Source organism: Rhodococcus sp. BL-253-APC-6A1W, from assembly GCF_012843405.1.
Classification (GTDB): domain Bacteria; phylum Actinomycetota; class Actinomycetes; order Mycobacteriales; family Mycobacteriaceae; genus Rhodococcus.
This window is the reverse complement of sequence record NZ_JABAFB010000008.1, coordinates 98,867-112,304: the sequence shown is the minus strand read 5'-3', so window position 1 is coordinate 112,304 and position 13,438 is coordinate 98,867. Positions and strand designations below refer to the sequence as shown.

Below are 13,438 nucleotides of genomic sequence, written 5' to 3'. Positions count from 1 at the left end.
CATCCTCCCATGCTAACCGAGCGAGCCGGGTACCACGGCGCTTTGCCTACGTGCTCCGGGCGACCGCGTCGAACCGATCGATGTCCTCACGACGGCATACGCGGCTTCCGGCGGTCAACAGCGCTGCGGTGCCGCACGCGACACCCAGCGCCAGCGCGTCGCGCAGCGTGCGTTCCTGCAGTAGTCCGACGACGAGTCCGGCGACCATGCTGTCACCGGCACCCACGGCGCTCCGTACCTCCACCTCCAGCGCGGGCACCTCGACGGCGTCGTCGGCGGTGACCATGATCGCGCCGTCGGGGCCCAGCGACACCACCACAATCTCTGCGACCCCGCGCTCGACCAGTTCGCGCGAGGCCTCGATCCGGTCGTCCGTGCCGGGCAGGTCACGGCCGACCCACTCGCACAGTTCGCCCAGCGACGGCTTGACGAGGAACACCCCGGACTCGATGCTCGCCAGAGCCTCTCCCGACGAGTCGAGCACGAAGCGCGCCCCGGCGGCGTGGGCGACTTCCGCGACCCGGTGGACGAACGCCCCGGAGACGCCGGGCGGGAAGCTGCCGCTGGCCACGAGATACTGTGCGCCCCGGGCTGCTTCGGTGAGCACCGCCAGGCAACGCTCCTGTTCGTCGCGAGTCAGGTCCGGCCCCGGTGTGACGAACCGGTATTCGAGCCCGGTCTTGCGGTCGATCGCGGTGAAGCATTCGCGGGTGTCGTCGACGATGGGCACGACATACGCGTCGACGTGGTCGTCGTCGAGCAGCCCGCTCATCTGCCGGCCCCGTGCGCCACCTACCGGGAACACCGCTCCCGCCGACGCACCGAGCACACGCGCGACCTTGGCGACGTTGATGCCTCCACCCCCCGCGTCGTAGAACGGCTCCTCGCACCGGAGCTTGCGGGTGGGTACGACTTCCTCGGCGAAGGTGGTGACATCGAGGGCCGGATTCATGGTCAGCGTGACGATATCGGGCATACCGAAACCCTAGCCGTGCGACAGGACACCCGACGGGTCCGGCAGAGTCCTCGTACGTGTTGTCCCGTCGGGATGTCTCAGTCGCGCGGTTTGCGCAGAGCCGCCATGAACATCGCGTCCGTGCCGTGCCGGTGCGTCCACAACTGCACACCCGGTCCGTCACCGAGTTTCGGCACACCCGGGAGGAGTTCCCTCGTGTCGAGTTGTTCGACCCCGTACCGGCGGACCGCGTCGGACACCACCCCGACGGTCTCCGAGACGTGCGGCGAGCAGGTGGAATACAACACCACGCCACCGGGACGCAGCAGACCGATCGCCGCGCCGAGAAGCTCTTTCTGCAGTTTGACGAGGTCGGCCACATCTTCGGGCCTACGGCGCCAGCGCGACTCGGGCCGGCGGCGCAGCGACCCGAGTCCGGTGCAGGGTGCATCGACCAGGATCCGGTCGTACCCGGGCTCGAGACCCGAGTCGCGGCCGTCCGCGACATGCACGACCACCGGGAGATCACGCGCGGTCTTGCGGACCAGGTCGGCACGGTGCTCGACGGGTTCGACCGCATCCACCGAGAATCCGTCCAGCGCGGCGAGAGCGCCGAGCAGTGCCGCCTTGCCACCGGGTCCGGCGCACAGATCGAGCCAGCGCCCCGTGTCCTCGCCGAGCAGCGGAGCCAGCGTGAGCGCTCGCGCGACGAGCTGGCTGCCTTCGTCCTGCACCGCGGCCATGCCCTCGCGGACCGGCTCGAGCCGACCGGGATCGCCGTGTTCGATGTGCACCGCGTACGGCGACCACGGACCGATCTCGCCGCCGGTCACGAGTGCAAGCTCCTCAGCGGTGATCACACCGGGCCGGGCGACAAGATGCACGATCGGACGGGCGTCGTCGGCCGCGAGCACGTCGGCGAGTTCCCCTGCGTCGGCACCGAGGGAATGCACGAATGCCTGGGCGATCCACAGCGGGTGCGCGTAGCGGAACGCCAGGTGCCCCACCGGGTCGCGCTCGGGGTCGGGTGCGAGCAGGTCGATCCACTCGTCCTCGGTTCGTTCCCCCACTCGCCTCAGCACGGCATTGACGAATCCTGCTCGGCCCGAACCGAATTCGGTGCGGACGAGGTCGACGCTGGTCGCCACGGCGGCGTGCGGGGCGACCCTGGTCCGTAACAACTGATAGGTGCCCAGCCGCAGCACGTCGAGCAACGCGCCGTCGATCTCGTCGACGGAACGGTTGGCGGCATCGGCGATGACGGCGTCGAGCAGTCCCTGCGCGCGTGCCGCCCCGTAGGTGAGTTCGGTGGCCAGCGCCGCGTCACGAGAGTCCAGTTTGCGTTCGCGAAGGAGGGCCGGCAGCACCAGATTGGCGTAGGCATCGCGCTCGCGGACCGCGCGCAGTACGTCCCGCGCCGCGGTGCGAGCCGGATCCACCGCCGACTGGGTGGGACGGCGAGTCTGCCGTGGGGCGGTGTTGCGCCCGGTATGTCCGCCCGGCTTCTGCCCTGAACGCCGGGCCGGTTTGCGAGCTTCACTCATTGCGCACGTACTTTCGAGTCGAGTCGGGCGCCGCGCGCCCAATCTGCTGCTGCCATCGGTTTCTTGCCGGGGGGCTGAACGGTGCCGAGCCGCACCGCGGTGGACCCTGTCCCGACGAGCAGACCGTTCTTGAGGACCGCGAGTTCGCCGGGGTCGAGCGTCTCGTCGACAGGGGTCACCGGCCCGAGCTTGACTCGCAGGTCGCCGATCATGGTCCACGCGCCCGGCGCCGGGGTGACCGCGCGGACGTGGCGGTCGACCACGTGCGCAGGCCGCGTCCAGTCGACCCGTGCGGCGTCCACGGTGACCTTCGGGGCGTGGGAAACACCCTCGGCGGGTTGCGGCGCGGGAACGAGGATGCCGTCCTCGAGACCGTCGAGCGTCGATTCGAGCAGCGTTGCACCGGCCTCCGCGAGACGACCCAGCAGATCACCGGCGGTGTCGGTGGGCCGGATCATCTCGGTCACCACGCCGTACACCGGGCCCGTGTCGAGACCGGCTTCGAGCCGGAACGTGCTGGCTCCGGTGATCTCGTCACCCGCGGCGATCGCGGCTTGCACCGGTGCTGCTCCGCGCCATGCGGGGAGCAGAGAGAAGTGCAGGTTCACCCAGCCGTACCGGGGGATCTCCAGCACGGCGGGCGGGATCAACGCTCCGTATGCGACGACGGGGCAGCAATCGGGCTGGAGTTCGGTGAGACGGGCGATGAATTCGGGGTCGCGAGGTGCCTGCGGAGCAAGCACCTCGATACCGTGCTCGTCGGCGACCTGCCCCACTTCGGATCGGACCGCCTTCCGGCCGCGACCGGCGGTGGTGTCGGGCCGCGTCACGACCGCGACGACCTCGTGGCGGGGCGAGGCGATGAGCCGCCGCAGTGCCGGCACTGCGGGGCCGGGAGTACCTGCGAACACCACCCGCATGTCAGAGCACCGCCGGTGCGGGTGGGCGCACTGCGATGCGGAAGCTAACCGGCGGGTGTGTCACGAATACTGCTCCAGGGTTCGGCGACGATGGCTCCCCCATTCTAGGGAGTCGGTCGCCCACACCGACACGGTGTCGCCACCACGGCCCAGTAGTCTCGCCGGGTATGCAGCAACGACACCTCACCACCGGCCCTCTCCTCGACGACGGCGGAACGCTCATCGAGACCGGATGGAGCGCGAGCGAGGAACGTCGGTACGACCGCCGGAAGGTCGCGGCGTCCGGTCTGCGCGTCAAGGAATGGGACTACTACTGCGTCCTGTCCGACGGCGATTCCGGCCCCTACGGCATCGCTCTGACCGTGGCCGACAATGGCTACATGGGTCTGCTCGGCGTCAGTTGGCTCGACCTCGCCGGGCCGGCAGACGTCACGGAGAACACGATGATCCCCTTTCCGCGCGGCCGTCTGGGCTTGCCGGCGAGCGCCGACTCGGGCGATGTGGTGGTTCGCCGCGGCGACGTGCACATCGAGTATCGGAACGAGGGACAGGCACGACGGCTGATCGTCGACCATCCCGGGTTCGGCGGAGGCCGCGGGCTGTCGGGTGAGCTGGTGCTGACTCAGCCGCCGATGGACCGGATGGTGATCGCCACCCCGTTCCCGTCCAGCCCGAAGGCCTTCTACTACAACCAGAAGATCAACTGCCTGCCCGCCCGGGGCAGCGTGACGGTCGACGGCCGCGAGCACCTGTTCGACCCCGCGACAGCGTTCGGCGTATTCGACTGGGGCCGGGGAGTCTGGACCTACGACAACACCTGGTACTGGGGTTCGGTGTCCGGCCTGCACGACGGACTGCCCTTCGGCTTCAACATCGGCTACGGGTTCGGGGACACCGGCGCGGCGAGCGAGAACGTGGTCTTCCATGACGGTGTGGCCCACAAACTCGACCGCGTGCAGTTCCACCTGCCGGTCGGCACGTACGACGGTGCGCCGTGGCGATTCACCAGCAACGACCACCGTTTCGAGATGGAGTTCGTGCCGATTCACGATCGGGCCGCGGACGTGAACGCTCTCGTTCTCCGTTCGACCCAGCATCAGGTGTTCGGCCGCTACACCGGCTTCGTCGTCCTCGACGACGGTAGCCGGCTCGAGATCGAGAACCTCCTCGGTTTCGCGGAAAAGGTGCGCAACCGCTGGTGACCGGTCGATGCCGACCGTTTCCGCGGTGACCGGTGCGCTCAGAAGTTGGCCTGGCGGACGACCTCCGGGATTCCGGTTCCCAGCGCAACCCGGGTGCACGTGCCCAGTGCGACTCGATCGGGATCGAGGGCATGCCGGATCAGTTGCAACGTGAATTCGTCGTAGACCATGTTGAAGTGGCCGGTCCGATTCTGTGGACACAGATCCTGGACGACGAGATTGACCGCACCTTCTCCGCGCAACGCAACGTTGTCGGCGGGTTGGATCACTTCGTCGAATCGGGTTCCGATGGTGGTGTACTGCACGCCGGGAACGGTGTCGCTCGGCGCGTTCAATTCGGTGAGCAGTACCGAACCTTGGAGTTGCTCCGCAAGCGCCACCGAGAATTCGCCCTCGAGGAAGTCGGTTGCGCCGGGTAACGCGGCGATCGCGGTCGCGAGACCGTAGAAGGTGCCGCCGTAGCTGGGAGACGCCACCCCGACCCAGCGGTCGACCACGTGGGCGCCTCCGAGTTTGTTGATGTAATAGCGGGTGACGACCGCGCCTTGCGAATACCCGACGACGTCGACTTCGGTAGCTCCGGTCTCGGCCCGGACCCGCTCCACGAACTCGCCGAATTGTGCTGCGGACACCCGGATCTCACCCGTGCCGTACGACTCGGCCCCGGCCGCCAAACCGTAGTTCACCGCGAAGACGCACCGCCCGGATGCAGCGAGAAGGGGTGTGAGTGCGGCGAAGTCGGAGTAGCTGTTGGAGTCGGTCCCGTGCGCAAGCACCACCGGCCGGGGGTTCTCCGGCGAGAGCACACACGAGAAGTCGTTCGTCTGCGGCGGCACCGCGCCGGGATTGTTCTCCGCGTATTCGGCAGCCTCCGCGTGGGTTACCGCCGGCGGCCCCGGCACCACGGGCACAGAGGATGAGGACCCCGTCACCCCGACGAGCGGTTGCGCACCCGCCACTCCCGCCGTGAACGCGGCAACGCACAGAGCCGCGAGCCCGGCCGACCACACTCGTCGGACCACCATGTGGCGCCTCCTGTCGCAACGCGGTCGTGCCACGTCATCGAAACAAGGGTTCGATCACAAACGACTGCAACTGTATCTGTTAAAGATACTAAGCCCACCGATGATCATCGCGCTGTCACTTGAACGAGGGACAGTTTCCCGAGCCGGAACACGAGCGAACGAGCACAACAGAACCGGCCCCTCCCGTCGACGAGAAGTCGACGGGAGAGGCCGGAAAGCTGCTGTAACTATTGGGCTGTCGGCACCACCGGGTGCCGGTAACCACCGGGCTCCTGTAACTACCGGATCGGGTAACTACCGGCGTGCTGCGACCTACGAGAGCCTCAGCCTTCGCAGAAGGCCTCTGCCACAGCGGGAGGAAGCCCGTCGAGCAGTTGCTGGGCGGGTACGGCGAGGACCGGGTCGTCCGCGAGCCAGCGTGCCGCCGCGCACTCGGTAAGGCGGTAACCGGACTCCGGTGCGGCAGGCCCGCCGTCGGTGAACGCGCCCAGGACGTGCTCCGAAAGCTGCGCGGCCGACCCGTATGTCGAGGCGCCCACCGAGAAGTCCGGCCCGAACGATGCCGAGGCATTGAACGAGCGATCGTCGCTCCATCCCCACTTCGTTCCGATGACACCCGCCAGCAGCGCGGTGCCGTAGTTCTGCGCGTACCCGTCGGCGGCCGTCCCGTATGCCGATGCCATGGCGGCGAGTACCGGCGAATTCGGATCGGTGCGCTTCTTCGTTTCGAGATAGGTGACCATGTCGTGAGTCGACGTGGTTCCGTTGCCCCAGTAACCGGGCACGTAGGTATCGGTGAGCCCGAACTCTTCTACCGTCGTCGAGATCGCCTGGGGGTACTTCGCATGAAGCCGGTTGGCGATCGCGTCGTTCGACGCGCGGATCATCTCCGTGGCGTCGGCATGGTCGGCGGCGTCGCCGTACCGGAAGACGTACTCGGCCAGATACAACTTGACGATCGAGACCCCGGCACGGGATTCGTGTTCGTTGGCGGTGCCCGCGCGGAACCCGGTCGGCGAATGCGCAAACGAGATCTGCGTGCTGCTCGGCGCCACGATCGCCCCGTTGTCGTCGAGAACGGGTGCCGGTGCCGCGGCGGCGATCCCGCTGCCGGAAACAGCGAGTGCGGTCAGGGCGGCGACGGTGAGGCCTGAGCAAAAGGGCGCATGGCAAGCGATCGTAGTTGCCCGGCACCGTTCGTGTGCGGTGACAGCGATGAGTTCTCGCTGTTGCGCCGGTCACACCGTGTGAGAGGCCCGACCACGAGGAGAAACATGATCATCGTCGCTGGACATATCGTCGTCGACCCGAGCGCACGCGGGAGCTACCTCGCGGGATGCGCCGATGTCGTGGAACAGGCGCGCCTCGCCCCCGGGTGCCTCGAATTCTCTGTCACCGCAGACCTGATCGATCCGTCTCGCGTCGTGGTGTTCGAGCGGTGGGACTCCCCCTCCGCCGTCGAGCGCTTCCGTGGATCCGGACCCGACAGCGACGCAGCCGCATCCGTCGTGTCCGCATCGGTCGCGGAATACGCTGTGGCCGAGGTTCGCTCGCTCACCTGACCGTGGCGGGATCAACCGATACGCGGCGGGTCCACTTGAACACGTAAAGGGCCGTCCGCACGGCGCGCGGTCCGGGTCGCCTGCGCTTCCCGCAGCGCGGCGCCCAGGTCCCGGCCCCGATGCCGGGCGACCCGCACGATCATGCGGTGCACCTCCTCGGGTTCCGGGCCGTCCGAGCCGAACGGCAGTCGCTGTCCCGGAGGCAGCGGAACGGGTCCGAGCACTTCGGCTCCGTCGGGCAGACGGGTCGCCTCGAGAAGCTCCGCGACTGCGGCGGAGCCACCGTCGAGCGCAGCCATGTGCACGGCGGGAGGGAAGCCGACTTCGGTGCGTTCGGCGACCTCCTGCCTGGCGTGACCTACCGGATCCCACCGCACCAGTGCCTGCACGGTCGGAATCCCGGAGTCGGCGACCACCACCACCTGCCCACCGTCCGCGAACGGCCGCACCAGCGCCGACGCCGCCAGCCACCGCCGCATCGCCTCCTCGGCGGCTCTGAGGTCGGCACGCCCGAGCAGCGCCCACCCGTCCAGCAACAGCGCGGCACCGTATCCCCCGTCGGCGACGGGTTCCGCGCCGACCGTCGACACCACCAGTGCGGCACCTCCCGGCGCGGTGGCTTTGACCTCGCCGCCGCCCGACGTGATCACCGGTACCCCGGGAAACGCGCGCCCGAGTTCTTCGGCGGTGCGGCCGGCACCGACGACGACGGCCCGCAGCGAACGCGCACCACAGGCATGACACCGGTGGGTGGCGTCGGCGACCCCGCACCACTTGCACGCCGGTATCGCGGCACCGTCCGGCCCCGCCGCCGCCGGCAGCGCCAACGGGCCGTTGCACCGTCGGCACCGCGCCGGGGCGCGGCACTTACCGCAGGCGAGGGCCGGCACGTACCCGCGGCGCGGGACCTGCACGAGCACCGGATGTCCCGATCCGAGTGCTGCCCGCGCCGCCGCGAACGCGATCGCCGGCAATCTGGCGGCGCGCGCAGCGGGGTCACGCTCGATCGCCTGATCGCTGTCGGCGAGCGCGGTGATCTTCGGCGCCCACGCCCGGAGCACCTCGCGCGGGGCGAGCAGGTCGTGTGCCCAGCCCGAGTCGACGAGCGCCTGCGTCTCGGCGGTCCGCGCGTGCCCGGCAATGACGACGGCCGCGCCCACGGCGTGCGCCCGCAGCGCGGCGACTTCCCGGGTGTGCGGGTACGGCGACCGGGGCTCGGAATGCAGGTCGTCACCGTCGTCCCAGACGACGAGGAGCCCGAGGTCGGGTGTGGGTGCGAACACCGCGGCGCGGGTGCCCACCACGATCCGGGCCGAGCCGCGCAGAGCCGCCAGCCATCGGCGATACCGTTCGGCCGGACCGAGACCCGCGGTCAGTCCTACCACGTGTTCTGCGCCGGCGACGTGCACGCAGGCGGCGAGCACACGGTCGAGGTCGCGCTGGTCCGGAACCACCAGCACCGCCGCACGACCGGCCGCCGCCGTGAGCGCCGCGAGTTCCGCGAGGCGGGTCGGCCAGTCTTCCCCGGGAAGTGCCTGCCACGCCGCCCGAGGTGCGCGACCCGACGAGAGAGCTTCGAGGAAGTTCTCACCGTGCCGGTAACGCGCCCAGGGACCACGATCGAACGCCGGGACCGCCGGCGGATCGACCGGTCGCGGTTCTTCCGCTTCCACCCGGGCGTGACGCGGTGGTACGGCGAGCCGGAGTACGTCGGCGCGGGTACCGGCATAGCGGGTCGCCACTTCGTCGGCGAGCGCAGCGATCTCGGGCGTGAGAACAGGTTCGGCCGACACGACGCGGTCGAGCGCCCCGAGTTTGCCCGGGTGTTCGCTCGTCGCGGTGCGGGAGAGCAGAAACCCGTCGACGAGCCGGCCCGCGAAACGCACTCGGACGCGGACGCCCGGCCGGGCGTCCGCGTCGAGGTGGTGCGGGATGAGGTAGTCGAACTCCCGGTCCAGGTGCGGCACGGAGAGCAGCGGCAGAACGCGCCCTACCGGGTCGACCTCGGCAGCGCGTGTGTCGGCAGCGCGCTTGTCGGCAGCGCGTGTGGCGGCAGCCACCCGGGTGCGACCGTGACCGTCAGAGTCCGGCGGCCGCGCGAAGCTTGTCGGCGCGGTCGGTGTTCTCCCACGGCAGTTCGATGTCGGTGCGGCCGAAGTGACCGTACGCAGCCGTCTGGGCGTAGATGGGGCGCAGAAGATCCAGGTCGCGGACGATCGCGCCGGGACGCAGGTCGAAGACCTCGTTGACCGCCTGCTGGATCCGCGCGGGATCGGCCTTTTCAGTGCCGAAGGTCTCGACGAACAGGCCGACGGGAGCGGCCTTGCCGATCGCGTATGCGACCTGCACCTCGATCCGGTCCGCCAGTCCCGCGGCGACGGCCGTCTTGGCGACCCAGCGCATGGCGTACGCGGCGGAACGGTCGACCTTCGACGGGTCCTTACCCGAGAACGCGCCACCGCCGTGGCGGGCCATGCCGCCGTAGGTGTCGACGATGATCTTCCGTCCGGTCAGGCCGGCGTCGCCCATCGGGCCGCCGAGCACGAACGATCCGGACGGGTTGACCAGCAGCCGGACATCGGCGACGTCGAGATCGGCGAGGTTCGGGTCCGCGAGTACGGCGTCGACGACGTGCGCCCGGAGATCCGGGGTGAGCAGGTTGTTGAGGTCGATATCCGCGGCGTGCTGAGTGGAGATCACGATGGTGTCGAGGCGGACCGGCTTGTCGCCTTCGTACTCGATGGTGACCTGGGTCTTGCCGTCCGGCCGCAGGTACGGGAGCACACCGGTCTTCCGCACCTCGGTCAGCCGGCGCGAGAGCCGGTGCGCGAGGGAGATGGGCAGCGGCATCAGTTCCGGGGTTTCCGAGCATGCGTATCCGAACATCAGGCCCTGGTCGCCGGCGCCCTGCAGCGCGACCTCGTCGTCGGTCAGCGTGCCGCTACGAGCCTCGAGCGCGACATCGACGCCCCCGGCGATCTCCGGCGACTGCGCGCCGATCGCGATGTTCACGCCGCAGGAGTTGCCGTCGAAGCCCTTGGACGAGCTGTCGTACCCGATTTCGAGCACGCGGTCGCGCACGATCTTGGGGATATCGGCATACGCGGAGGTCGTCACCTCACCCACCACGTGCACCTGACCGGTGGTCACGAGCGTTTCCACTGCGACACGGGCACGCGGGTCGTCCGCGAGCAGCGCGTCGAGGACCGAGTCGCTGATCGCGTCGCAGATTTTGTCCGGGTGCCCCTCGGTCACGGACTCGCTGGTGAAAAGCCGACCGCCGGTCTTGCTCACAGAACTCCCTCTCGACTGATGTGTCTAGCTCTGGACGAACGCTGTGGAGCGGCACGCACTCCCGGTCGGGTCGAGCCCGGCCACTGTGCCGACGCTACTGTCCCGGCAGCGTCGGCGCGAGTATTAAAATCATCGGACTCTACGTCCGTTCTACCTGCGCCAGCAGCGGTCGCAGTGCATCGAGGACCCTGCTTGCCATCAGAGCCTTGGATCCGTGGGCGAGCGCCGTCTCGGAGCCGTCCGCGGACAACAACCATCCGTCGTTGTGGTCGACCTCGAATGCCTTGCCGTCGCCCACGGCGTTGACGACGAGAAGATCGCAGCCCTTGCGGGCCAGTTTCTCACGCGCATAGGTCAGGACGTCGCCGTGTTCGTCGCCGGTTTCGGCTGCGAATCCGACGATGACGGTGTCCTTGGACAGTCCACCGTCGGCACGGGAGCGCACCAGTCCGGCGAGGATGTCGTCGTTCTTCGTCAGCGCGATCGAGTCCGGTTCGCCCGCACCCTTCTTGATCTTGCTTTCGGCGAAGGCGGCGGGGCGGAAATCGGCGACCGCGGCCGACATGATGACGGCGTCGGCGGTCGCGGCATGCTTGGTGACCGCGTCCTGCATCTGCGCGGCGGTCTGCACCCGCACGACGTCCACGGCGGCAGGATCGTCGAGGCCTGCGACCGCGCCGGCCACGAGGGTGACGTCCGCGCCGCGCTGCGCGGCCAGGCGGGCAAGCGCATAGCCCTGCTTGCCCGACGAGCGGTTGCCCAGGAACCGCACCGGATCGAGAGGTTCGCGCGTGCCACCGGCGGAGACGACGATGCGCCGGCCGACCAGGTCGCGAGGCAGCGCGTCGGCACGTTCGAGCATCAGTGCCGCCAGCGCGTAGATCTCGTCGGGTTCGGGCAGACGCCCCGCTCCGGTGTCCTTGCCGGTGAGACGACCCGAGGCGGGCTCGACCACGACACTGCCGCGACGACGCAGAGTTGCGACGTTGTCGACCGTGGCGGGGTGTTCCCACATCTCGGTGTGCATCGCGGGCACGAACATCACCGGGCACCGCGCGGTGAGAAGAGTTGCCGTGAGGAGATCGTCGGCGCGGCCGGATACCGCCCGGGCCATGAGGTCGGCGGTGGCGGGCGCGACGACGACGAGGTCGGCCTCCTGCCCCAACCGCACGTGCGGTACCTCCGGCACGTCGGCGAAGACGCCGGTGTGCACGGGGTTACCGGAGAGTGCCTCGAAGGTGGCGCGCCCGACGAACTGAAGTGCTGATTCGGTGGGAACGACCCGCACGTGATGGCCGTTCTCGGTGAACGCCCGGATCAGTGCGCACGCTTTGTACGCGGCGATCCCGCCGGCGACTCCGACGACGACGCGGCGGCGCTGTCCGGTTTCCGGAGCGCCGTCCGCGGCGTGAAGGCTCACTCGCCTTCGGTGTGCTCGAGCAGATCCGCGTGGATCTCGCGCAGCGCGATGGACAGCGGCTTCTCCTGCAGACCCGGCTCGACGAGCGGGCCGACGTACTCGAGGATGCCGTCACCGAGCTGGTTGTAGTAATCGTTGATCTGCCGGGCGCGCTTGGCCGAGTAGATCACCAGGGCGTACTTCGAGGAGGCGCGTTCGAGCAGCTCGTCGATCGGCGGGTTGGTGATACCCAGCGGAGTGTCGTAGACCGGAAGGGCGTTGCCCTCGAGGTCGATCGCTGCTGACTGCATGCTGCTCACTCGGTGTTCTCCTGAGTTTTCGCGGGATAGAAATCTAGCGTCGGCGGACTCTGCAAACGGCACCGGTCGGGCGCCCGCAAGCACGCTCCGGTCACCCGTTTTCGGGACCGACTAACAAGGATACCAATTCTTCGCACGCACGGTCGACATCATCGTTGACAACGACGACATCGAACTCGTCCTGAGCGGCGAGTTCGGTGCGCGCGGTGTCCAGGCGGCGGGCCACCACGTCGGCGGATTCGGTGCCGCGTCCGGTGAGGCGCTCGACGAGCACCTCCCAGCTCGGCGGTGCGAGGAAGACCAGGACGGCCTCGTCCATCGCGGCCCGCACTGCGCGGGCCCCCACCAGATCGACCTCCACGAGCACCGGTCGCCCGGCGGCGAGCGCCTCGCGTACCGGCGCTGCGGGTGTGCCCGAACGTTGCAGGCCTGCGTGGATGTCGGCCCATTCGAGCAACTCGCCGTCGTCGATCATGCGGTCGAATTCCTCGCGGGTGACGAAGCGGTAGTCCACCCCGTCCACCTCGCCCGGTCGTGGGGCGCGAGTGGTCGCGGAGACACTGAACATCAGATTCGGCACCCGGTTGCGCAGAAGGCGCACGACAGTCGACTTACCGACCGCGGAGGGGCCGGCCAGAACGATCAGCCGGCCCCTCCGCGCTGCGGGTGCGCTGTCCGTCACGGGGTGTGCGTCAGCTACCACGGTCTCAGGCGTCGAAATCGAACCTGGCGAGCAGGGCCTTGCGCTGGCGATCGCCGAGTCCGCGCAGACGGCGGGTCGGAGCGATCTCCAGTTCGGTCATGATCTCCTGCGCCTTGACCTTGCCGACCTTCGGCAGGGCCTCGAGCAGAGCGGAAACCTTCATCTTGCCGAGGATTTCGTCGTTCTCGGCATCCTTCAGCACCTGCTTCAGGTCGGTGCCGCCGCGCTTGAGGCGCTCCTTGAGCTCTGCCCGGGCACGACGGGCAGCAGCCGCCTTCTCCAGAGCAGCGGCGCGCTGCTCATCGGTCAGCTGGGGAAGGGCCACGGTTCCTCCGTCTCATCGTTGGAATTCAGTCTTCACCGCTGTAACCAGCGGCGATAGCGACCGTACTCACGACTTCCGTCGAATGCGAACCGCCCCCCCGCCGTGACGCTCGAGAATCCGTGCGGTAGTGCGTGCCGATTCCGGGGCCCACACGCCGCCGGACGATCCCGCGAATTTTGCGGGCCGACC

Annotated in this window: 13 protein-coding genes; 2 read left to right on the top strand and 11 right to left on the bottom strand. The window is 68.9% G+C overall.

Annotation, left to right across the window (positions count from 1 at the left end; all coding sequences use genetic code 11):
- Positions 1-46 precede the first annotated feature (46 nt).
- The 3 genes from HF877_RS14235 to fmt form a co-directional block, all read right to left on the bottom strand.
- Positions 47-976 (bottom strand): 1-phosphofructokinase family hexose kinase, encoded by a 930-nt coding sequence (locus HF877_RS14235; protein WP_169621830.1) that lies wholly within the window; start codon positions 974-976, stop codon positions 47-49.
- A gap of 77 nt (positions 977-1,053) precedes the next feature.
- Positions 1,054-2,499 carry a transcription antitermination factor NusB gene (locus HF877_RS14230; RefSeq protein WP_169621828.1) on the bottom strand — a complete coding sequence of 482 codons (1,446 nt, stop codon included), beginning with the start codon at positions 2,497-2,499 and terminating at the stop codon, positions 1,054-1,056.
- Positions 2,496-3,419 carry a methionyl-tRNA formyltransferase gene (gene fmt / locus HF877_RS14225; RefSeq protein ID WP_169621827.1) on the bottom strand — a complete coding sequence of 308 codons (924 nt, stop codon included), beginning with the start codon at positions 3,417-3,419 and terminating at the stop codon, positions 2,496-2,498. Before fmt ends, HF877_RS14230 begins: the two co-directional genes overlap by 4 nt.
- Positions 3,420-3,586: 167 nt before the next feature.
- Here fmt and HF877_RS14220 point away from each other — a divergent pair, with 167 nt between their 5' ends.
- The gene (locus HF877_RS14220; protein WP_169621826.1) at positions 3,587-4,621 is read left to right on the top strand and encodes a DUF2804 domain-containing protein; all 1,035 of its coding nucleotides are present in this window, start codon (positions 3,587-3,589) and stop codon (positions 4,619-4,621) included.
- A 38-nt stretch (positions 4,622-4,659) separates the two neighbouring features.
- On the opposite strand, the gene HF877_RS14215 is transcribed toward HF877_RS14220, so the two are convergent.
- Both HF877_RS14215 and HF877_RS14210 read right to left on the bottom strand, forming a co-directional pair.
- Entirely contained in the window at positions 4,660-5,646 is a 987-nt protein-coding gene (locus tag HF877_RS14215) for an alpha/beta fold hydrolase (RefSeq protein ID WP_169621825.1), read from the bottom strand.
- Positions 5,647-5,969: 323 nt separating this feature from the next.
- A complete protein-coding gene (locus HF877_RS14210) occupies positions 5,970-6,701 on the bottom strand; it encodes a hypothetical protein (RefSeq protein WP_346765164.1) in 732 nt (243 codons plus the stop codon).
- Between the two features lie 219 nt (positions 6,702-6,920).
- Between HF877_RS14210 and HF877_RS14205 the strand changes: the two genes are divergently transcribed.
- Complete coding sequence (locus HF877_RS14205) at positions 6,921-7,208, top strand: antibiotic biosynthesis monooxygenase family protein (protein WP_169621823.1); 288 nt, start codon at positions 6,921-6,923, stop codon at positions 7,206-7,208.
- A gap of 11 nt (positions 7,209-7,219) precedes the next feature.
- Here HF877_RS14205 and HF877_RS14200 read toward each other — a convergent pair whose 3' ends face one another.
- The 6 genes from HF877_RS14200 to mihF form a co-directional block, all read right to left on the bottom strand.
- The gene (locus tag HF877_RS14200) at positions 7,220-9,268 is read right to left on the bottom strand and encodes a primosomal protein N' (RefSeq protein ID WP_169621821.1); all 2,049 of its coding nucleotides are present in this window, start codon (positions 9,266-9,268) and stop codon (positions 7,220-7,222) included.
- Positions 9,269-9,287: 19 nt separating this feature from the next.
- On the bottom strand, positions 9,288-10,502 hold the full coding sequence (gene metK / locus HF877_RS14195) for a methionine adenosyltransferase (RefSeq protein ID WP_169621820.1): 1,215 nt from the start codon (positions 10,500-10,502) through the stop codon (positions 9,288-9,290).
- Positions 10,503-10,641: 139 nt separating this feature from the next.
- The gene (gene coaBC / locus HF877_RS14190; RefSeq protein WP_169621819.1) at positions 10,642-11,922 is read right to left on the bottom strand and encodes a bifunctional phosphopantothenoylcysteine decarboxylase/phosphopantothenate--cysteine ligase CoaBC; all 1,281 of its coding nucleotides are present in this window, start codon (positions 11,920-11,922) and stop codon (positions 10,642-10,644) included.
- The gene (gene rpoZ, locus HF877_RS14185; protein WP_169621973.1) at positions 11,919-12,212 is read right to left on the bottom strand and encodes a DNA-directed RNA polymerase subunit omega; all 294 of its coding nucleotides are present in this window, start codon (positions 12,210-12,212) and stop codon (positions 11,919-11,921) included. The genes coaBC and rpoZ overlap by 4 nt, the downstream gene beginning before the upstream one ends.
- A gap of 100 nt (positions 12,213-12,312) precedes the next feature.
- Entirely contained in the window at positions 12,313-12,864 is a 552-nt protein-coding gene (gmk, locus tag HF877_RS14180; RefSeq protein WP_296550808.1) for a guanylate kinase, read from the bottom strand.
- Between the two features lie 64 nt (positions 12,865-12,928).
- Entirely contained in the window at positions 12,929-13,249 is a 321-nt protein-coding gene (mihF, locus tag HF877_RS14175) for an integration host factor, actinobacterial type (RefSeq protein ID WP_006551450.1), read from the bottom strand.
- Positions 13,250-13,438: the final 189 nt, after the last annotated feature.

Excerpts from the sequence above, each read along its gene's own strand:
- HF877_RS14235 (WP_169621830.1), bottom strand. The coding sequence starts at position 976 with ATGCCCGATATCGTCACGCTGACCATGAATCCGGCCCTCGATGTCACC.
- HF877_RS14230 (WP_169621828.1), bottom strand. The coding sequence starts at position 2,499 with ATGAGTGAAGCTCGCAAACCGGCCCGGCGTTCAGGGCAGAAGCCGGGC.
- fmt (WP_169621827.1), bottom strand. The coding sequence starts at position 3,419 with ATGCGGGTGGTGTTCGCAGGTACTCCCGGCCCCGCAGTGCCGGCACTG.
- HF877_RS14220 (WP_169621826.1), top strand. The coding sequence starts at position 3,587 with ATGCAGCAACGACACCTCACCACCGGCCCTCTCCTCGACGACGGCGGA.
- HF877_RS14215 (WP_169621825.1), bottom strand. The coding sequence starts at position 5,646 with ATGGTGGTCCGACGAGTGTGGTCGGCCGGGCTCGCGGCTCTGTGCGTT.
- HF877_RS14205 (WP_169621823.1), top strand. The coding sequence starts at position 6,921 with ATGATCATCGTCGCTGGACATATCGTCGTCGACCCGAGCGCACGCGGG.
- rpoZ (WP_169621973.1), bottom strand. The coding sequence starts at position 12,212 with ATGCAGTCAGCAGCGATCGACCTCGAGGGCAACGCCCTTCCGGTCTAC.